13 protein-coding genes are annotated in these 20,269 nt (G+C 73.3%); 11 read left to right on the top strand and 2 right to left on the bottom strand.

The features are described 5' to 3' along the window. The first annotated feature begins 148 nt into the window (after positions 1–148). From lanKC to AB0P24_RS44015, 4 genes are all read left to right on the top strand, one after another. A complete protein-coding gene (gene lanKC, locus AB0P24_RS44030; RefSeq protein ID WP_365804420.1) occupies positions 149–2,728 on the top strand; it encodes a class III lanthionine synthetase LanKC in 2,580 nt (859 codons plus the stop codon). Between the two features lie 69 nt (positions 2,729–2,797). Continuing rightward, positions 2,798–2,914 (top strand): SapB/AmfS family lanthipeptide, encoded by a 117-nt coding sequence (locus tag AB0P24_RS44025; protein WP_046732101.1) that lies wholly within the window; start codon positions 2,798–2,800, stop codon positions 2,912–2,914. Between the two features lie 125 nt (positions 2,915–3,039). After that, a complete protein-coding gene (locus AB0P24_RS44020) occupies positions 3,040–4,713 on the top strand; it encodes an ABC transporter ATP-binding protein (RefSeq protein ID WP_365804418.1) in 1,674 nt (557 codons plus the stop codon). Next, a complete protein-coding gene (locus AB0P24_RS44015; RefSeq protein WP_365804416.1) occupies positions 4,710–6,446 on the top strand; it encodes an ABC transporter ATP-binding protein in 1,737 nt (578 codons plus the stop codon). Before AB0P24_RS44020 ends, AB0P24_RS44015 begins: the two co-directional genes overlap by 4 nt. Here the strand turns inward: AB0P24_RS44015 and AB0P24_RS44010 are convergent. Beyond that, positions 6,423–7,031 (bottom strand): response regulator transcription factor, encoded by a 609-nt coding sequence (locus tag AB0P24_RS44010; RefSeq protein WP_365804413.1) that lies wholly within the window; start codon positions 7,029–7,031, stop codon positions 6,423–6,425. The genes AB0P24_RS44015 and AB0P24_RS44010 overlap by 24 nt on opposite strands. A 313-nt stretch (positions 7,032–7,344) precedes the next feature. On the opposite strand from AB0P24_RS44010, the gene AB0P24_RS44005 reads away from it, so the two are divergent. Beyond that, positions 7,345–9,498 (top strand): GAF domain-containing SpoIIE family protein phosphatase, encoded by a 2,154-nt coding sequence (locus AB0P24_RS44005; RefSeq protein WP_365804431.1) that lies wholly within the window; start codon positions 7,345–7,347, stop codon positions 9,496–9,498. 91 nt (positions 9,499–9,589) lie between these two features. On the opposite strand, the gene AB0P24_RS44000 is transcribed toward AB0P24_RS44005, so the two are convergent. Further along, positions 9,590–10,954, bottom strand: coding sequence for a S1 family peptidase (locus AB0P24_RS44000; RefSeq protein WP_365804411.1), 1,365 nt, complete (start codon positions 10,952–10,954; stop codon positions 9,590–9,592). Positions 10,955–11,161: 207 nt separating this feature from the next. Here AB0P24_RS44000 and AB0P24_RS43995 point away from each other — a divergent pair, with 207 nt between their 5' ends. The 6 genes from AB0P24_RS43995 to AB0P24_RS43970 all read left to right on the top strand — a co-directional run bounded on the left by AB0P24_RS43995 (position 11,162) and on the right by AB0P24_RS43970 (position 20,107). Beyond that, a complete protein-coding gene (locus AB0P24_RS43995; protein ID WP_365804409.1) occupies positions 11,162–11,575 on the top strand; it encodes a PaaI family thioesterase in 414 nt (137 codons plus the stop codon). Positions 11,576–12,068: 493 nt separating this feature from the next. After that, entirely contained in the window at positions 12,069–12,284 is a 216-nt protein-coding gene (locus AB0P24_RS43990; RefSeq protein ID WP_234537982.1) for a type A2 lantipeptide, read from the top strand. Positions 12,285–12,411: 127 nt separating this feature from the next. Further along, the gene (locus tag AB0P24_RS43985) at positions 12,412–13,218 is read left to right on the top strand and encodes an HlyD family efflux transporter periplasmic adaptor subunit (protein ID WP_365804407.1); all 807 of its coding nucleotides are present in this window, start codon (positions 12,412–12,414) and stop codon (positions 13,216–13,218) included. Continuing rightward, positions 13,215–15,437, top strand: coding sequence for an NHLP family bacteriocin export ABC transporter peptidase/permease/ATPase subunit (locus tag AB0P24_RS43980; protein WP_365804405.1), 2,223 nt, complete (start codon positions 13,215–13,217; stop codon positions 15,435–15,437). Before AB0P24_RS43985 ends, AB0P24_RS43980 begins: the two co-directional genes overlap by 4 nt. Before the next feature lies 1 nt (position 15,438). Beyond that, positions 15,439–18,258, top strand: coding sequence for an NHLP bacteriocin export ABC transporter permease/ATPase subunit (locus tag AB0P24_RS43975; protein ID WP_365804403.1), 2,820 nt, complete (start codon positions 15,439–15,441; stop codon positions 18,256–18,258). A 346-nt stretch (positions 18,259–18,604) separates the two neighbouring features. Continuing rightward, a complete protein-coding gene (locus tag AB0P24_RS43970; RefSeq protein WP_365804401.1) occupies positions 18,605–20,107 on the top strand; it encodes an MFS transporter in 1,503 nt (500 codons plus the stop codon). Positions 20,108–20,269: the final 162 nt, after the last annotated feature.

The following is a 20,269-nucleotide window of genomic DNA, read 5'->3' as shown; positions in this document are numbered from 1 at the left end:
GTTCCGTGGAAGGCGGGGGCCCGTGGGCTCGAAACGCACCGGACATGACGTGACCCATGCGTTGTGCACGGCGATCTCGTGACAGACATGACTGTCCGCGACCGCGCGGCACCTGGAAGTGTCGGTCCCGGCCACGGAGGGGGCGGCAATGGACGGACGGTACGAGGTGTACGCGCTGGCGGACGGGCACTTCTATGACGCGCCCGACCGGCTCGGAACGGCAGGCCCGGAGGCGGAGCCGCTGTTCCCGACGGCGCGTCGCGCGGTGCCCGAGGGCTGGCACGCGGCCCGCTCCGGGGACTGGCTGACCATGACCCCGCTGGCCGCGGACGGCGCGCCGCTGCCGTCGCCGGCCCAGGGCTGGAAGATCCACTCCTCGGCCACCCGGGCGAACGCGGAGCGGATCGCGGCCATCGTGTGGGACTACTGCGTGCCGCGCCGCGTCCCGTTCAAGTTCGTCCCGGGACCGCGTCTGCTGCACCTGCGCAACGCCAAGTACGCGGGCCGCGACACCAGCGGCAAGTTCGTCACGGTGTACCCGCCCGACGAGGACCGGCTACAGGAGGTGCTGCGCGACCTGGGCGCGCTCCTGGAGGGTTTCGAGGGGCCGTACATCCTGACCGACCTGCGGTGGGACGACGGGCCGCTGTACGTCCGCTACGGCGCTTTCGCGCGCCGGTATGTCGTCGACGAGCGCGGTGCGCTGGTGACAGCGGTGACGGACGGCGCGGGGCGGCTGGTCCCGGACCGGCGGGTGCCCGCCTTCCAGGTCCCGGAGTGGGTGAGCCTGCCGGAGTTCCTGCGGCCGCAGCTGGCGGCCCGGGAGGCGACGACGGTGGGCGAGCTGCCGTACCGGATCGAGAAGGCGCTGCACTTCTCCAACGGCGGCGGGGTGTACGCGGGCACCGACACCCGGAGCGGGCGGCGGGTGGTGCTCAAGGAGGGCCGGCCGCACGCGGGGCTCGCGGCGGACGGCGCCGACGCCGTCGCCCGGCTGGGCAGGGAGCGGGCCGCCCTTGAGGCGGTGGCCGGCACCGGGGTGGTGCCCGAGGTCCGGGACTGGTTCACGCTGGGCGAGCACCGGTTCCTGGTGATGGACTTCCTGGAGGGCCGTCCGCTCAACGCCTTCTTCGCCGAACGGCATCCGCTGCTCACCGCGGACCCGGATCCCGAGGCGGTACGGGACTACACGGCCTGGGCACTGCGGATCCACCGGAGGGTGGAGGAGGCGGTGGCCGAGGTGCACGCGCGCGGGATCGTCTTCAACGACCTGCACGTCTTCAACATCATGGTCGGGCCCGACGAGGAGTCGGTGTTCCTCGTCGACTTCGAGGCGGCCGCCCCCGTCGAGGAGAACGGCCGTCAGGTCGTCGCGCATCCCGGCTTCTTCGCCCCGCCGGACCGCCGGGGAACCGACGTGGACCGCTACGCGCTGGCCTGTCTGCGCCTCGCCCTGTTCCTGCCGGTGACCACGCTGTTCGTCGTGGACCGGGGCAAGGCGGCCCATCTCGCGGACGTGATCGCCGGTCAGTTCCCGGACGTGCCGGGCACGTTCCTGGAGGAGGCGGTCGCGGAGATCACCCGGGGCGCCCCGGCGGCGCGTCCGGTCGTACCGGCGGACTGGCCGCACAGCCGGGACTCGATGGTCAAGGCGATCCTCGCCGCCGCGACCCCCGAGCGCGACGACCGGCTCTTCCCCGGTGACATCGCCCAGTTCGGGGACGGCGGCGGCCTCGGCCTCGCGCACGGCGCGGCCGGGGTGCTGCACGCCCTGGACCAGGCGGGCGCAGGACGGTACGAGGAGGGCGAGCGCTGGCTGCTCGACCACACCGCGCCGCCACCGCCCGGCACCCCGCTCGGCCTGTACGACGGTCTCGCGGGCGTCGCACACGTCCTGGACCTGCTCGGCCACCGCGGGCGCGCCCTGGACCTCGTCGACGGCATCCTCCGGGAGAACTGGCGCAGCCTCTCCTCCGACCTGCACGGCGGTCTGGCCGGTCTGGGCCTGGTCCTGGACTCCCTGGCCGACACGACCGGCGAGCCGGAGCTGCGCGAGCGAGCCGCCGAGGCCGCGCGGATCCTCGTACGACGGCTCGCCGAGCCGCTCCCGGACACGCCCCGGCAGCGCGCGGGACTGCTGCGCGGTGCGACCGGGCCCGCGCTGTTCCTGCTCCGGCGTTACGAACGGACCGGCGACGCCGACCTGCTGGCCGCGGCCGGCCAGGCACTGCGCCGGGACCTGGACCGCTGTGTGGTGCAGAAGGGCGGGGGTCTTGAGGTGGACGAGGGGTGGCGGACACTCCCCTACCTCGGCGACGGCAGCGTGGGGATCGGCATGGTGCTCGACGACTGGCTCGCCCACGGGGTCGACGGGACCGGCGCGTTCGAGCGCGCCCGGGCCGCCGTGCGCACCGCCGCGACCTCGCGCTTCTACGCCCAGCCGGGACTCTTCCAGGGCCGCGCGGGGATGATCCTGCACCTCGCCCGCACCGGCGCCGAACCGGACCGGCTCGCCGCGCAGATCGACGGGCTCGGCTGGCTCGCCATGGCCTATCAGGGCCAACTCGCCTTCCCGGGACACCAGATGATGCGGCTGTCCATGGACCTCGCCACCGGAACCGCCGGGTGCCTGCTGGCGCTCACGGCCGCCCTCGACGGCGACCGCGCCGCCCACCTGCCGTTCCTCCCGCCGCCACCGGCGGCCCCCAGAACACGGCTGCGCGTTTGACGGAGTCGTGACACCACCCCGTCCCCGACTACACCGGGGGGGCCGCTCGGTCCCCGGAAAGGACACGCTATGGCATTGCTCGACCTGCAGACGATGGAGTCCGAGGAGCGTCACGACGGCGGCGGCGCCAGCACGGTGAGCCTGCTGTCGTGCGTATCGGCGGCGAGCGTTCTGCTCTGTCTCTGACCGCTCCGTCTCTGACCGGCACCGCGAAACCGGCTCCGGGCGGCCCGCTCCTTCGGGAGCGGCCGTCCGGGGCCTTCGCCGATACGAGGACTGCCGCGATGGCCCGACCGCCCCACCCTGATCCGATGCGTACCGCCCTGCGCCGGGCCGGGGCGCGGTGCGCCGCCCTGTGTCTGGTGAGTACGGCGGCCACGGCGGCGGGGCTGCTGCTGCCCGCCGTGCTGGGCCGCGCCCTGGACCTGCTGCTGGCGGGCGCCCCGGCGACCGCGTGGGTGGTCCGGGCCGCCGGGCTGGTGCTGCTGTCGGCCCTGCTGGACGGCTGCGCGAGCGTGCTCGCCGGTACCGTCGACGCGCGGGCCACCGCCGGGCTGCGCAAGCTGCTCACCGGGCAGGTGCTGGCGCTGGGGCCGCGCGCGGGGGCCCGGTTCGGGGCCGGCGACCTGGTCGCCCGGCTGGTCGGGAACGCCGCGCAGGCCGGGACCGGGCCCGCGGCCCTCGCCGCGCTCCTTGCCGCACTGGCCGGTCCGGTCGGCGGGGTGGTCGCGCTCGCTGTCGTCGACCCCTGGCTGGCGGCCGTGTTCCTGGCCGGGGCACCTGTACTCGCCCTGCTGCTGCGCGCGTTCACCCGGGACACCTCGGCGTGCGTGACCGCGTACCAGCGCGAGCAGGCCCGGATCGCGGGCGCGCTGGCGGAGGCGGCCGACGGTCACCGGACGATCGCGGCGGCCGGCCTCCAGGACCGGGAGACGGAGCGCGTACTGCGCCCGCTGCCGGACCTCGCCCGCGCCGGGCACCGCATGTGGCGGGTGCAGGGCCGGGCCGCCGCCCAGGCGGTGACCGTGGGCCCCCTGCTGCAGCTCGCCGTCGTGGCGGTGGCGGGCCTTCTGCTCTCCCGGCACCGGATATCGGTCGGCGAGGTGCTCGCCGCCTCCCGCTACGCCGTCCTGGCCACCGGTGTCGGCGTGCTGGTCGGGCAGCTCGCCGCCGCCACCCGGGCACGCGCGTCCGCGAGCCGCCTCGGCGAGGTGCTGGCGCTCCCCGCACCGGCCCACGGCGACCGGCCGCTCCCACCCGGCCCCGGCCGCCTGGAACTGCGCGGGGTGACCGCCCGCCGGGGTGACCGCACGGTCCTGGACGGTGTCGACCTGACCGTCCCCGGCGGCACCGCCCTGGCCGTCGTGGGCCGCTCGGGCACCGGCAAGTCCCTGCTGGCCGGGCTCGCAGGCCGGCTGGCCGATCCCGACGCCGGGGAGGTCCTGCTGGACGGCGTCCCGCTGCCCGCCCTCCCCCACGACGAGCTGCGCCGGTCCGTCACCTGCGCCTTCGCCCGCCCGGCCCTGCTCGGTACGACTGTCGAGGACACCATCGCCCTGGGCCTGGCCACCCCCTCCCCCGCCGAGGTCCGTTCCGCCGCCGGCCGGGCCCAGGCGGACGCCTACATCCGGCGCCTGCCCGACGGTTACACCACCCGGCTCTCCGACGCCCCGTTCTCGGGCGGCGAGTCCCAGCGTCTCGGCCTCGCCCGCGCGTTCGCGCACCCCGGCCGGCTGCTGATCCTGGACGACGCCCTCTCCAGCCTGGACACCGTCACCGAGCACCGCGTCGCCGAAGCCCTGCTGGCACCGGGCCCCACCCGGCTCATCGTCGCGCACCGCGCGTCGACCGCGGCCCGGGCGGACGCGGTGGCCTGGCTGGACGGAGGGCGGGTGCGGGCCGTGGCGACCCATGCGGAGCTGTGGCGGGACCCCGAGTACCGGGCGGTGTTCGGGGCGCGCGCGGCCGAGCGGACGGCACGGTGATCGCCCCGCCGCCGCGGGTGCGCCGGGCCGTGCGGTTACGCCGGGCCGTGCGGTTGCGCCGGGCCGTGCGGTTGCGCCGGGCCGTGCTGGTGCGCCTGGCGGGCTGGTCGGCGCTGGAGGCCGGGCAGACCTTTCTCCTCGGATACGCCCTGGCCCGCGCGCTCGACGCCGGGTTCCTGGCCGGCGACGCGCGGACCGGGCTGTGGTGGCTCGCCGCGGCCGCGGGCGGGGTGGGGGCCGGGGCGTACGGCACCCGGCGGGTGTACGGGGTGGTCGCCGACCTCGTCGAACCGGTACGCGACAGCCTGGTGGCGGGGGTGGTCGCGGGCGGGATACGGGAGGCGGACCGGGGAGCGCTGTCCGGGCTGACCCAGCAGGTGGAGATCGCCCGGGACACCCTCGCCGGACTGGTGCTGGTGTCCCGCTCGTTCGTGTTCACGGTCGTCGGCGCGCTCACCGGGCTGTGCGCCCTCGCGCCACCGCTGCTGCTGGTCGTGCTGCCCCCGCTGCTGGCGGGTCTGGGCCTGTTCGCCGCGACCCTGCGGCCGCTGGCCCGCCGTCAGGAGGCCTTCCTGGTCGCCGACGAGGCGCTCGCGGCGGAACTGGGCGAGGTGTGCCCGGGGTTGCGGGACATCACCGCGGCGGGGGCCGAGGCGCAGGTCGCCGCGCGTGTCGGGGAGGGCGTGGACGCCGAGTTCCGGGCCGCCCGGGCCCTGGCCCGCTGGAGTGTCGTACGGGTGGCGGCGCTCGCGATCGGCGGCCGGCTGCCCCTGGTGCTGCTGCTCGCGGCCGCGCCCTGGCTGCTCGCCCGCGGCGTGACCACCGGTGCCCTGGTCGGGGCGCTCGCCTACGTCAGCCAGTCCCTGCTGCCCGCGCTCCAGAACCTGGTGCACGGTCTGGGCACCGGCGGAGCACGCCTCAGCGTCGTCCTGCGCAGACTGCGGCCGCCCCCGCCCCCCGCTCCGCCCCCGGAGCCCGCGGCAGAGGTGACCGCCGGCGCCCCGGCCCTCTCCCTCGCCGCCGTCACCTTCGCCTACGGCCCGGCGAGCACCCCGGTCCTCGACGAACTCGACCTCGTCGTCCCGCCCGGCGGTCACCTCGCCGTCGTGGGCCCGAGCGGGATCGGCAAGTCGACGCTGACCGCGGTGGCCGCCGGGCTGCTGCACCCGGCGGACGGCGCGGTCCGGGTGTGCGGCCACCCCGTGCCGGGGGCGCGGGCGGCGGCGGCGCGGGTACTGATCCCGCAGGAGGCCTACGTCCACACGGGCACCCTCGCGGAGAACCTCGGCCTGCTGCGCCCGGGTCCCGTCCCGCTCCCGGAGCTGATGGCGGCCGCCGAAGCGGTCGGACTCACGCCGCTGCTGGAGCGGCTGGGCGGGCCGGACGCCCTGGTGCGTCCGGCGGCGCTGTCGGCGGGTGAGCGGCAACTGATCGCGCTCACCCGCGCCTATCTCTCCCCCGCGCCGCTCGCCCTCCTCGACGAGGCCACCTGCCATCTCGACGCCGAGGCCGAGGCCCGTGCCGAACAGGCGTTCGCCAGGCGGCCCGGCGGCACCCTGGTGGTCGTCGCACACCGGATCGACTCGGCCCGCCGCGCCCGGCGGATCCTGGTGCTGGACGGCTCCCGCACGGCCCACGGCACCCACGAGGACCTGCTGCGCACCTGCGCCCTCTACCGTGACCTGGCGGCACCCGGGAGCGCCGCCGCGTCACAGCCACCCCTCGCCCTGTGAGATGCGTATCGCGTCGACGCGGTTGCGGGCCCCGGTCTTGCGGGTGATCGCCGCCATGTAGTTGCGCACGGTCCCGCGGGACAGGTGGAGGCTGCCGGCGATCTCCGCGATGGACGCCCCGCCGGCCGCCAGCTCCAGCACGCTCAGCTCGCGTCTGGTGAGGGGGATCTCGGCGGCCTTCAGGAAACCGAAGCCCAGCGAGTCGTCGACGAAACGTTCCCCCTCGGCGGCGCGCCGGATCGCGCGCACCAGCCGCTCCGGCGCGCCCGCCTTGTCGACATAGCCGAGCGCCCCCGCCTCGGCCGCCCGCTTCAGCAGTCCGGGCCTGTTCGCACCGGCGAGCACGACCAGTCCCGGCACGAGGACGCCGGCCTCCGCCGGACGCAGGTCGGCGAGCGGCGGCACGCCCTTGGCGCCGGAGCTTTCGAGGTCCGCCGCGCATACGTCCGGCCGTACGGCCCGGACCCGTCCGCGCGCGCCGTGCCACGGCGTGTCGTCCACGCGCAGGCCGGGTTCCCGGCGTAACCACTCCGCCAGGACCGATCTGACCAGACACGCGTCGTGCACCAGAAGTACCCGGATCACCGCCGCCCCCTCAGCCGTCCGTCGGCTCTTCGGTTCAAGGTGTGGAACGCGTGCCCCATTGTTGGCGTCCGCCACCCGCCATGGACGCGAATATCCGGCCAACGGGGTGCGCGGGGGCGCGCGACCGGCGCCCGTACACCGCGGCGCGCATCCGTTGCGGGGGAATGTACCGGGGCGAACGGGGTACACCGCTGCCGCCCGGTGCGGGGCCCGCGCCGTTTTCGCCGTGCGCGGGCCGCCGCCACGAGGGAGCCTTGGTCCCAAGGACGCGACCTGCGGCCGGACGAGGAGGTGGTCGGGCGTGTCCGACGGGATGGGGGCGCCTTCGGCGGGATCCGAGCCGGGCGTCGGGGTGCCGACGGCCGACGACACCCGGTCCGGCCGGCCCCTGTTGTCGCTGGCGCTGGCCTCGATGATGGACGAGGTCCACGCGCACTCCGGCGCGGTCTACCTGCTGGCGGCCGACGAGCCGGTCCTGGAGATGGCGGTGACGGCCGGCCTGCCCCGGGCCTTCGCGGCGCCCTGGGAACGGGTCGGGCTGAGCGCGCCGGTCCCGGTCGCGGAGGCGGCGCGCGACCGGCGGCTGGTGTGGGTGGGCGGCGAGGAGGACATGGCGCGCCGGTATCCGCGCATCGCGGTGGTGCTGCCGTACCCGTTCGCACTGGCCGCGCTGCCCGTGGCCACGGCGGACACCGTGTACGGGGCGGTGTACGTGACCTGGCCCGGTGCCCATCCCACGGTGCTGTCCGACCGGGAGCGGGACTCGCTGACAGCGGCGTGCGACCGGCTGGCGGTGCGGCTGGAGCGGGCCGCCCGCAGGAACCGCGCGCCGCGCGCCGAGCCGGACCTGCTGGCGGCGCCCGCGGGGACGGCGGGCTCGCTGGGCACGGTGGAGGCGGCGCGGATGGTGGGGCGGCTGCCGTACGGGCTGGCCTCGCTCGATCTGCACGGGCGGGTCGCCTTCGCCAACGCGGCGGCGGCCGAGCTGCTCGGCGTGCACGTCGGCGATCTGCTGGGCACCCAGCCGTGGGTCTCGGTGCCGTGGCTGAACGACCCGATGTACGAGGACCGTTACCGGGCGGCGCTGATCAGCCAGCATGTGACGTCGTTCGTGGCGCTGAGGCCGCCGGGCGACTGGCTGTCGTTCCGGATGTATCCGAGCACGACCGGGCTGACCATCCGGATCAGCCGGGCGCGGGCGGTCGCCGAGATGGTGGGCGCCGCGCCCCGCACGGACGCGACGCCCCCGCACCGGCTGGTCACCATCTCGCAGGTGCTGAGCCTGACCGGGGCGCTGACGGAGGCCGTGGGAGTACAGGACGTGGTGCAGCTGGTGGCGGACGAGGTGGCCCCGTCCGTCGGCAGCCAGGCCCTGGTGATCCTCGGCTCCTGCGGCGGGCGGCTGCACGTGCTGGGGCATCACGGGTACGAGGATCCGCGGACCGTGGAACGCTTCGACGGCCTTCCGCTGGCCGAGCGGACACCCGGTACCCATGTGCTGAGCACCGGCGTACCGGCGTTCTTCGAGTCGCGGCAGCAGCTGAAACGGCTGTATCCGGACCGGGACGAGACCCCTGACGGGTTCGCCGCCTGGGCGTATCTGCCGCTGATCGCGTCGGGCCGGCCGGTGGGCACCTGCGTCCTCGCCTACGCCGAGCCGCACGTCTTTCCCACCGACGAGCGTGCCGTGCTGACCAGCCTCGGCGGGCTGATCGCGCAGGCGCTGGAGCGGGCCATGCTCTACGACGCGAAGAACCAACTGGCGCACGGACTACAGGCGGTCCTGCTGCCGCACTCGCTGGCCCCGCCGCCCGGCATCGAGGCGGCCGCCCGCTATCTGCCGGCCATGCACGGCATGGAGATCGGCGGCGACTTCTACGACCTGATACCCACCCGGCCGCTGGCGGCGGCGGTGATCGGGGACGTGCAGGGGCACAACGTGACGGCGGCCGGGCTGATGGGCCAGATCCGTACCGGCGTACGGGCCTTCACGACCGTCGGGCAGGCGCCGGAGGAGGTGATGCGCAGCACCAACCGGCTGCTCATCGACTTGGGCGCCGAGCTGTTCGCGAGCTGTCTGTACCTGCGGCTGGATCCGGAGCACGGGCGCGCGGTGATGGCCCGGGCGGGGCATCCGCCGCCCCTGCTGAGACGTCCCGACGGGCGGGTACGGGTGCTCGACCTGGCCGGAGGTCCGCTGCTGGGCATCGACTCGGAGGCGACGTACCCGACGACCGAGGTGGCGCTGGCGCCGGGGTCGGTGCTCGTTCTCTACACCGACGGGCTGGTCGAGTCCCCCGGTGTGGACATCGAGGAGGCCCTGGTCGATCTGGGGGAACTGCTCTCGGAGAACGGCGACCAGCCCCTGGACAAGCTCGCCGACACGCTCGTGCGGCACAGTGCGGCGGCGCAGGAGCGGGTCGACGATGTCGCGGTGCTGTTGCTGCGGGCCGGGGCCGACGGCTGATCCGCGCCGGAAGCGATCCGGTCCGGCCCTCCCGCCGGAGGGCCGGACCGTCCACCGTCGGCCGGGAACCGCTGGCAGGCCGCGCGGTGGGTCAGTTGGACGACGAGCTGTTCGCCGTCCCGGTGCCGGACTGGTCGCCCGTGCCGGTCGCGCCACCGGTGCCGCTCTGGTCGCCGGCCGTCGCGGACGGGTCCGCGGTGCCGCCGATCTGGTTGCCGCCGGCCTGGGCACCGGCGCCGGACTGGTCACCGGCGGTGGCGGACGGGTCGGCCGTGGCACTGGCGTCACCGGCGCCCGCGCCGCCGCCACCGCCGAGGGTCGCGCCGGTCGCCTGCAGGGCGGTGGTCACCGGCTGGAAGAAGGTCTCGCCGCCGGCGGTGCAGTCGCCGCTGCCGCCGGAGGTCATGCCGACCGCGCCGCCGTCCTGGGTGAACAGCGAGCCGCCGCTGTCGCCGGCCTCGGCGCAGACGTTGGTCTGGATGAGGCCGGTGACGGTGTCGACGCCGTTGGGGTCGGTCTCGCTCTGGAAGTTGACGGTCGCGTCGAGGCCGGTGACCTGGCCGTCGTGCAGCCCGGTGGTGGAGCCCATCCGGAACACGGTCTCGCCGACGGTGGCGTCCGCCGCCTGGTTGATGGCGACGGTCTGGCCGTTGCCTATGTTGACCTCGCTCGGCGCCTGGGTGGTGGCGTCGTTGTACTTGACGAGCGAGAAGTCACCGTTGCCGGGGAACTGCGCCTGGTCCACGGTGGCGATGGGCTGGCCGGTCTCGGAGTCGGACCAGTCCTTGGCCGCGACCCCGCAGTGACCGGCCGTCAGGAAGGCGGGGCTGCCGTCCGAGGCGGTGACGTTGAAGCCGAGTGAGCAGCGGACGGTGCCGTTCTGCACCTGGGAGAAGATCGCGTCGCCGCCGGAGACGAGGGTCTTGAAGGTGCCGGACGACTTCTTGAGGGTCGCCATGTTCGAGCCGAGGCTCTGCACGGTCGACTGAAGGGTGTCCCACTTGGTGCCGGTGACCGTGCTGTCGGCGCTGACCACGACCTTGTTGGTCTTCGGGTCGACGGCCCAGGCGGTGCCGGGGATGGTCGCCTTGGTCTTCAGGGTCTGGGCGACGGCCTGAAGGTCCTTGGTGCTGTTCTGCACCTGGCGGACGACCGCACCGGCCTGCTGCGCCTGGCCGATCACGTTGCTGCCGGCGTTGACGACGTTGACGACGAGCTGCTGCTTGGCACTGTCGTAATAGGACCCGGCGAAGGCCTGGCCGAGCGACTGCTGGAGCTGCGCGGCGAGATTCGAGGCGCCTGTCGCCTTCAGGGTCTTGGGAGCGGTGGCAGTGGCGCCGGAGGCGTTGTCCTGGGACGCGTTGGCCATCGGCAGCAGAAAAGCCGCAGCGCCGAGCGCCGCGACACCGCCCACCGCGACAGCGGCCTTGCGCTTCGGAATTCGCTTGTGACTCAAACTTCTCGACCTCCAAGGGACGGAGTGTCTGCCGTTGCGGGGCAGTCGTTCGTGAGCGGCGCCTGGATGGCCATAGGTACGGGCGGGTCACGTGGTGCGTTCAATTCCGTTTCCCAACTTCCTTGACCCGGTGCTGAATCGGCCATGGCGCGCCCGTGGTGAACCACGTCCGCTTGCCGGTTCGCCGGTCCGGGAACAATGCCCCATATGACGATGACCACCGCCGAAGCCGACAAGGTCCTCTCCACCGCCTTCGCCCCCTGGGTGCTCGGTCTCGGGCTGGCCGTCGAGGCGGTGGGCGAGGACCGGGCGACGCTGCGCCTTCCCTGGTCGGAGCGGCTGTCCCGGGAGGGCGGCGGGCTGTCGGGGCAGGCGTTGATGGCGGCGGCCGACACGGCGACGGTGATCGCGGTGTCGGCGGCCCGGGGCGGCTTCGTGCCGATGACGACGGTGCAGCAGTCGACCTCGTTCCAGCGCGCGGTGACCGGTTCGGATGTCCTGATCGAAGCCGTGCTGACCAAGCTGGGCCGCTGGATGGCGTTCGCCGACGTCACGTTGCGCGATCAGAGGTCGGGCGCGCTCGTGGCCCGGGCGAGCACGGTGTACGCGCTCCTGGGCTGACCGGACCGACACGGTCGGCAACCGGTCACTTACGGTCCGTTGCAATCACGGACCGGAATCCTTGCTTCAGGGAATCTGCACATCCAATGCCCAAGCGGGTCACGGAGCCGGGTGTATCTGCACAACCGCGCGCCCCCTGCCGTGCCCTTGGCCCGGAGTGCCGGATTCGCCGCCGGGCAGGCAAGCCGTGCGGCCGGGGCGAAGTCGTGCGGCTTGTGAAGGAGTGGCCGACAAGCGGTGCGCACGCCTGCACGGTTGCGCCCATCCCGCACTCAACTGCCCAGGTGAGGCGGTTGGTTGATTGGAAGCTCGGACCGTGGGCGTGCTTTGATCCATCGCACCGCGGGAGCCGCGAAGGGCTCTCGGAAACGGGCGCCCGGCGCCCGCGGTCGCGGCCATCCGCTCGTCCCCCCATGGGCCGTTGTTCAGTCCCTGAAGGGCGTCGGGGGGCCGCTCCCCCCTTGTGAATATCCATATGAAGGGAAGTTCCATCATGAACTCCACCCCCCAGGTCGAGACCGTCGAGATCTCCGACGCCGAGCTCGACAACGTCTCCGGCGGCCTCTCCGTGAACGCCCTCGGCACCGTCACCGGCCTGGTGGACGGCATCGCCCCGGTTTCCGGTCTGGTCAACACCGTTGTCGGCACCGTCGAGGGTGTCACCGGCCTGAACACCCAGCCGGTCACCAACCTGGTCGCCGGTCTCTGATCGCACCTCGTTGCCGCTGAGTCCCGGAGCCGGATCCCGGCCCCGGGGCTCTCGGGTGTTCCGAAACGCCCCCTTGCTCTGCAACACCCTCTTCACCAGTGCCTCTCCCCTAGGTGAGGGAAGTTCCGTGCAGTTCCGCCAACAGGCCCTCGCCAAGCTCCAGTCGCCCGAGGAACTCGATCTCCCCGTGCGCTTCGCCCGTCCGCAGGGCTGGCTCGCGCTGTCCGTCTCGGTCGTCGTGATGGCGGCCGCCTCGGTGTGGGCGGTGACCGGTTCGGTCGCCTCCACGGTGAGCGCGCAGGCGATCCTCACCCACGGGCAGGGCAGTTACATCCTGCAGAGTCCGGTCGCCGGACAGGTCACGGCGGTCCTCGCCGAGCAGGGCGAGCGGCTGCCGGCCGGCTCCCCCGTACTGAAGGTGCACACCGGCCAGGGCGACTCCGTCGTGCGCACGGTCGCCGCGGGCCGGATCAGCGCACTCGCCGCGACCATCGGGCAGATCATCCAGACCGGCACGAACGTCGCCGCCGTGGAGAAGGTCGCCCACGCCTCGGACCCGCTGTACGCGACGGTCTACGTCCCCGCCGAGAACGCCTCCGCCATCCCGGCGAACGCCCCGGTCGACCTGACCGTGTCCTCGGTGTCGACGCAGGAGTACGGCGTGCTGCGCGGCCATGTGAAGTCGGTGGACCGCAGCGCCCAGTCGGCCCAGTCGATCTCTGCGTTCCTCGGCGACAGCCAGCTCGGCGAGCAGTTCACGAAGAAGGGCCGCCCGGTGGCCGTCCTGGTCCGGCTGGACCCGTCGGCGAGGACGAAGAGCGGCTACCAGTGGTCCTCGGCCGACGGGCCGCCGTTCAAGCTCGACTCCATGACCCTGGCCTCGGGTTCGATCCGGCTGGCCGACCAGCGTCCCGTCGATTGGCTGCTGCCGTGACCACCGCCCAGGAGACCCGCGGCCGCCGCCGCGCCGCCCCGCCCGGACGTCCGGTCCCCAAGGGCCGCGGCCGGGCCGTCCGCACCCCCACCGTGCTCCAGATGGAGGCCGTCGAGTGCGGCGCCGCCTCCCTCTCCATGGTCCTCGGCCACTACGGCCGCCATGTCCCGCTGGAGGAGCTGCGCATCGCCTGCGGCGTCTCCCGCGACGGCTCGCGCGCCAGCAACCTGCTGAAAGCGGCCCGCAGTTACGGCCTCACTGCCAAGGGCATGCAGATGGACCTGGCCGCCCTCGCCGACGTGCAGGGGCCGGCGATCCTGTTCTGGGAGTTCAACCACTACGTCGTCTACGACGGCATGGGCCGCCGCCTCGGCCGCCGGGGCGTCTACATCAACGACCCCGCCAAGGGCCGCCGGTTCGTGCCCATGGAGGAGTTCGACGGCAGCTTCACCGGTGTCGTGCTGGTCCTGGAGCCGGGCGACGGCTTCGAGCGGGGCGGCCGGCGACCGGGCGTCCTGGGCGCGATGCCGGCCCGGCTGCGCGGCACCGCCGGCACCATGCCGGCCGCCGTCCTGTCCAGCCTGCTGCTGGTGGCCGTGGGCGCGGCGGTGCCCGCACTCAGCCGCCAGTACATCGACCTGTTCCTCATCGGCGGCCAGACCTCGCTGCTGACCGTGCTGTTCGCCGCGATGGGCACCTGCGTCCTGCTCACCCTGGTGCTGACCTGGCTGCAACAGGCGAACCTGCTGCACGGCCGGATCGTCTCCTCCACCCTGTCCAGCGCCCGCTTCCTGCGCCACCTGCTGCGCCTGCCGGTGACCTTCTTCTCGCAGCGCAGCCCGGCCGACCTGGTGCAGCGACTCCAGTCCAACGACCAGGTGGCCGAGACCCTGGCCCGCGACCTGGCGGCGGCCGGTGTGGACGCGGTGGTCGTCGTCCTGTACGCGGTGCTCCTCTACACCTACGACGCGCAGCTCACCTTCCTCGGCATCGGTGTGGCCCTGCTGAACATCGTGGCGATGCGGCTGGTCGTACGGCTGCGCGCGACCCGGACCGCGAAGCTGCGCGCGGACACCGCCCGGCTCACCAACACCTCCTACACCGGCCTCCAGCTGATCGAGACGATGAAGGCGACCGGCGGCGAGGACGGCTACTTCCGCAGGTGGGCCGGGCAGCACGCGGCCACCCTGGAGGAGCAGCAGCGGCTCGGGGTGCCCAGCGCCTGGCTCGGCGTGGTGGCGCCGACGCTCGCGACCCTCAACAGCGCGCTGATCCTGTGGATCGGCGGTATGCGGGCGGTCGAGGGCGGCATCTCGGTCGGCCTCCTGGTCGCCTTCCAGTCCCTGGTCACCCGCTTCACCGCCCCGCTGACCAGGCTCAACGGCGTCGCGGGCCGTATCCAGGACTTCGCGGCCGACGTGGCCCGCCTCAAGGACGTGGAGAACTTCCAGGCGGACCCGATCTACGCCCGACCCGGCGCCGGCGACTCCGCCCGGCGGCTACAGGGCCATGTCGAGCTGGAGAACATCACCTTCGGCTACAGCCCGCTGGACAAGCCCCTGCTCACCGGCTTCGACCTGACCGTCGGTCCCGGCCGCCAGGTCGCCCTGGTGGGTGGCTCAGGCAGCGGCAAGTCCACGGTCTCCCGGCTGATCTCGGGTCTCTACTCCCCGTGGGAGGGCGTGATCCGCATCGACGGGCAGCGTCTGGAGGACATCCCGCGGGGCGCGCTGGCCGCCTCCGTGTCCTTCGTCGACCAGGACGTCTTCCTCTTCGAGGGCTCGGTGCGCGACAACGTGGCGCTGTGGGACCCGTCGATCCCGGACGAGGCGGTGGTGGAGGCGCTGCGGGACGCGGCCCTGTACGACGTGGTGACGCGCCGGCCCGGCGGCATCCACAGCAAGGTCGAACAGGACGGCCGCAACTTCTCCGGCGGCCAGCGCCAGCGCCTCGAAATCGCGCGGGCGCTGGTACGCCGGCCGAGCATCCTCGTTCTCGACGAGGTGACCAGTGCCCTGGACGCCGAGACCGAGCTGATCGTCATGGACAACCTGCGCCGCCGCGGCTGCGCCTGCGTCGTCATCGCGCACCGGCTGAGCACCGTGCGCGACAGCGACGAGATCGTCGTGCTCCAGCACGGCACGATCGTGGAGCGCGGGCGGCACGACGAGCTGGTGGCACACGGCGGGGCGTACGCCGCGCTGGTCAGGGAGCGATGAGATGACGACGACCGTAGACGAAGGCGACCTCGTACTCGGCGCGCTCGGCTCACTGGGCGCCCGGATCGACTGCGCCGGCTTCACCCGCCTCGACCTCGAAGGCCCGCAGGTGCTGTGGCTGGTGGCGTCCGGTGCCCTGGACCTGTTCGCGGTGGACGCCGAACAGCAGGGCCACTGGCACCACCTGGGCCGCCTGGAGGCCGGCGCGCTGCTGCTCGGCCCGGTCGCGGGCCCGCAGCACACCCTGGTGGCCCGCCCGCTGCGCGACTGCGTCGTGCACCGGATCGGTCTGCGCGAGCTGTACCAGCCGGCCGGCACCCAGACCTGGTCCTACGACGAGTACGGCAACCCCCAGTACGTCCCGCCGGCCACCAGCCCCCTGGAGTACGCCCTCGCCCTCGGCACAGGCCGCGGTCTGTCCATCCTCTTCCAGGCCCCGATGACGGCCAGCGAGCGTGCCGCGGCCCCCACCGACGACGATGTCTTCTGGATGCAGGTGCCGCCGGGCAGCGTGCAGTACGGCTCGCTGTACGGCGCGGAGGCGGCCGCCGACCTGCTGATGGACCCGGCGCTGTGGCAGAGCATGGTCGACCAGCAGTACCGGCTGCTGACCACGCTGGACCGGTGGATCGAGCAGCTTGAACGCACCCACGAGACGCGTACGGCGGCCGGTATCAAGGCCGGTGAGGCGGTCCGCGCCCAGGCCGACCGGACCCTGCTCGCCTCCATCGGCAAGGCGGCCAAGCGCACCACGGCCGCCGACGCCGACGCCTCCTACGCGGCCTGCAGGCTGGTCGCCGAGGCCGCCGGCATCACCCTCGCGAAACCCGCGCAGAGCGGCACCGAGAGCGACCGCATCGACCCGGTCGAGCGGGCGGCCCTCGCCTCCCGGGTGCGGACGCGGGCGGTACGCCTGGACGGCCGCTGGTGGCGGGACGACGTGGGCCCGCTGGTCGGGCACCGCGCCCTGTCCGGCGCGCCGGTCGCGCTGCTGTGGCGGCGCGGCGGCTATGTGGCCGTCCATCCGGCGACCGGCCGCGAGACCCCGATCGAGAAGGCGAACGCGGCGGAGTTCGAGCCGCGCGCGGTGATGTTCTACCGTCCGCTGCCCGACAAGGCGCTCAGCCCGCTCGGCCTGCTCCGCTTCAGCATGCGCGGCACGCGCGGCGACCTCGGCGGTCTGCTGCTGGCCGGGCTGGTGACCGTGGCCATCGGCGCGCTGGTACCGATCGCCACCGGCAAGGTGCTGGGCGAGTACGTGCCGAAGGCCCAGACGGACCTGATCGCGCAGGTCTGTCTGGCGGTGATGATCAGCGCGGTGGTGTCGGCCGCGTTCACGCTCCTGGAGAACCTGACCATCCTCCGTCTGGAGGGCCGTATCGAGGCGACCCTGCAACCGGCTGTCTGGGACCGGCTGCTGAGGCTGCCGACCAAGTTCTTCACCCAGCGCTCGACCGGCGAACTGGCCAGCGCGGCGATGGGCGTCAGCGCGATGCGCCGGCTGCTGGCGGGGGTCGGCCCGGTGGTCGCCCAGTCGGTGACCGTCGGGGCGATGAACCTGGGCCTGCTGTTCTGGTACAGCGTGCCGATGGCGCTGGCGGCCCTTGCCATGCTCGTCGTCATCGCCGCCCTGTTCCTGGGGCTCGGGCTGTGGCAGGTGCGCTGGCAGCGCCGGCTGGTGGTGCTCGGCAACAAGCTGAACAACCAGGCCTTCCAGACCCTGCGGGGCCTGCCGAAGCTGCGGGTGGCGGCGGCCGAGAACTACGCGTACGCGGCCTGGGCGGGTGAGTTCGCGCGCAGCCGGGAACTCCAGCAGAAGGTGGGCCGGATCAAGAACCTCACCTCGGTGCTGGGTTCGGTCTATCTCCCGGTCTGCACCCTGCTGATGTTCATGCTGCTGGCGGGCCCGGCGAGGGGTGCCATGGACGCGGCGGCCTTCCTCGCCTTCAACACGTCGGTGACGATGCTGCTCACCTCGGTCACCCAGCTGACCGGCTCGTTCGTGTCGGCGGTGGCCGCGCTTCCCCTCTTCGAGGAGATCAAGCCGGTCCTCCAGGCCGCGCCCGAGGTGCGCGCCGCCAGCACCCGCCCGGGCCCGCTGTCCGGCGCCGTCGAGGCCCGCCGCCTCTCCTTCCGGTACGCGGACGACGGTCCCCTGGTCCTGGACGACGTCTCGTTCGCCGTCCGCCCGGGCGAGTTCGTCGCGATCGTGGGCCCCAGCGGCTGCGGCAAGTCGACGCTGCTGCGGCTGCTGATCGGCTTCGACAAGCCGGTCTCGGGGAGCGTCCTGTACGACGGCCAGGACCTCGGCGCGCTGGACCAGTCGGCGGTCCGCCGCCAGTGCGGGGTGGTGCTCCAGCACGCGCAGCCGTTCACCGGCTCGATCCTGGACGTCATCTGCGGCACCGAGCCGTACACCCCCGAGGAGGCGATGGCCGCGGCCGAGATGGCGGGCCTCGCCGAGGACATCAAGCGGATGCCGATGGGGCTGCACACGATCGTCGCCGGGAGCGGCGCGATCTCGGGCGGCCAGCGGCAGCGGCTGATGATCGCCCAGGCGCTGATCCGGCGCCCGCGCATCCTGTTCTTCGACGAGGCGACGAGTGCGCTCGACAACGACACCCAGCGCACGGTCATCGAGAGCACCCGCAAGCTGAACGCCACCCGGATCGTGATCGCCCACCGGCTCTCGACGGTCATGGACGCCGACCGGGTGATCGTGATGGAGGACGGCAAGGTCGCCCAGCAGGGGCCGCCGGCCCAGCTGCTCGCCGACACCGGCGGGCGCCTGCACGAGCTGGTGCGACGGCAGCTGGCGTGATCGGCCAGGCCTCGATGCCGGGGCCGGGGGCGCCGGCGGGCAGGCCGGCGTCGAGACAGCCCTGGTAGTTCTCGTCAGCGGCCCGGTCGCAGTTCAGGCCGGTGCGGGCCGGTCGCGCCCGCGCGGCGGTCGCCGCACATCGGATTCAGCCCGCGCCCCCAACCGGGTGCACTTGCCGTTCCGTGCCGGCGCGGCGGCCTCGCCACGCCAGCGAAACGTTGCCGTTTCGCTGAAAGTGGTCTAGTCTCGATGTGTACGAAACCGTTTCGTTCGCGGTTCTGCAGGCGCCGTGGCAACGAAGCGGCTTCTCGGTAAATCCCGAACGACTTCCCTGGAGTGGTTCCGCATGTCTGAGAAGACACTGACCGACGACGTCCGCGTCGGTGCCGAGGAGGCACCCCCGGCCGCGTCCTCGAAGCGATGGTGGATCCTCGCGGTCATCGCCATCGCCCAGCTGATGGTGGTGCTCGACGCCACCATCGTGAACATCGCCCTCCCGTCCGCCCAGGCCGACCTCGGATTCTCCGACGGCAACCGGCAGTGGATCGTCACCGCGTACGCCCTCAGCTTCGCCTCCCTGCTGCTGCTCGGCGGACGGATCGCCGACCTGTTCGGCCGCAAGACCGCCTTCCTCATAGGAGTCGCCGGCTTCGCCGCCGTCTCCGCCCTGGGCGGCGCCTCGACCAGCTTCGGGATGCTGGTCACCGCACGCGCCCTGCAGGGCGCTTTCGGCGCGCTGCTCGCCCCGACCGCACTCTCGCTGCTCAACACCACGTTCACCGACGCCCGTGAGCGGGCCCGCGCCTTCAGTGTCTACGGTGCCATCGCCGGCGCCGGCGGCGCGGTGGGCCTGCTGCTCGGCGGTGTCCTCACCGACACGTTCGACTGGCGCTCGACCCTGTACGTGAACGTCGCGATCGCCGTCGTCGCCTTCGCGGGCGGCATGGCCCTGCTGCACAACCACCGGGACGCCGGGAACTCCAAGCTGGACGTGCCGGGCACGGTCCTGGTCGCGGCCGGTCTGTTCTCGCTGGTCTACGGCTTCTCCAACGCCGAGACGCACGACTGGGGTTCCCCGCTGACCTGGGGCTTCCTCCTCGCCGGCGTCGTGCTGCTGGCGGCCTTCACCTGGTGGCAGACCAAGGCCAAGTACCCGCTGCTGCCGCTGGGCATCCTGCTGGACCGCAACCGGGCCGCCTCGTTCCTCGCCGTGCTGATCTCCGCGGGCGGCATGTTCGGCGTGTTCCTCTTCCTCACCTACTACCTTCAGCTGAACCTCGGCTTCAGCCCCACGAAGACCGGCGTGGCGTTCCTGCCGATGATCGGCGCCCTGATGGTGACGGCCCAGATCGGCACGCAGGTCCTGGTGCCGCGGATCGGGCCGAAGGCGGTCGTCCCGCTCGGCTTCGCGGTCTCCGCGGCCGGCATGGCCTGGCTGGGCGAGATCAGCGTCGGCTCCAGCTACGTCGGCGCGGTGCTCCCGCAGCTGATCGTCACCGGCCTCGGCCTCGGCCTGGTCATGCCCGCGGCCATGCAGCTGGCCACGGGCGGGGTGACGGCCGACGAGGCGGGTGTCGCCTCGGCGACGGTCAACGCCATGCAGCAGGTGGGCGGTTCGATCGGTACGGCGCTGCTCAACACGCTCGCGGCGAGCGCCGCGACGGACTACCTGGCCGGCAAGGACGCCACCAACAAGCTGGTGCAGGCACAGGCCACGATCGAGAGCTACACGACCGCGTTCTGGTGGTCGGCCGGCATGTTCGCGGCGGGCACGGTGATCGCCTTCCTGCTGTTCCGGCGGGGAGTGCCGCAGCAGGACGCGGACGCGGCGCCGGTTGTTCACATGTGACGTGCGCGGAGCCGCAGCAGGGACCGAGGGGTCACCGTCAGCAGGGAGGCGGTGGCCCCTCGCCGTTGGCCGCGTTCAGTTTGATGGGGTGGGCGGCGCGCGGGCGGTGCGTGGTCTCGTCGACCTGTGCGGGGACCTCGGCGTACGAGTCGCGCGGCAGGC

The organism is Streptomyces sp. NPDC086519 (assembly GCF_040686075.1).
Taxonomy (GTDB): Bacteria; Actinomycetota; Actinomycetes; order Streptomycetales; family Streptomycetaceae; genus Streptomyces; species Streptomyces shenzhenensis.
Note: the sequence above shows the minus strand (reverse complement) of the source record. Positions and strands in the feature narration are given on the sequence as shown.

Coding starts and splice junctions, on each gene's coding strand:
- lanKC (WP_365804420.1), top strand. CDS start 149: ATGGACGGACGGTACGAGGTGTACGCGCTGGCGGACGGGCACTTCTAT.
- AB0P24_RS44025 (WP_046732101.1), top strand. CDS start 2,798: ATGGCATTGCTCGACCTGCAGACGATGGAGTCCGAGGAGCGTCACGAC.
- AB0P24_RS44020 (WP_365804418.1), top strand. CDS start 3,040: ATGCGTACCGCCCTGCGCCGGGCCGGGGCGCGGTGCGCCGCCCTGTGT.
- AB0P24_RS44005 (WP_365804431.1), top strand. CDS start 7,345: ATGGGGGCGCCTTCGGCGGGATCCGAGCCGGGCGTCGGGGTGCCGACG.
- AB0P24_RS43995 (WP_365804409.1), top strand. CDS start 11,162: ATGACGATGACCACCGCCGAAGCCGACAAGGTCCTCTCCACCGCCTTC.
- AB0P24_RS43990 (WP_234537982.1), top strand. CDS start 12,069: ATGAACTCCACCCCCCAGGTCGAGACCGTCGAGATCTCCGACGCCGAG.
- AB0P24_RS43975 (WP_365804403.1), top strand. CDS start 15,439: ATGACGACGACCGTAGACGAAGGCGACCTCGTACTCGGCGCGCTCGGC.
- AB0P24_RS43970 (WP_365804401.1), top strand. CDS start 18,605: ATGTCTGAGAAGACACTGACCGACGACGTCCGCGTCGGTGCCGAGGAG.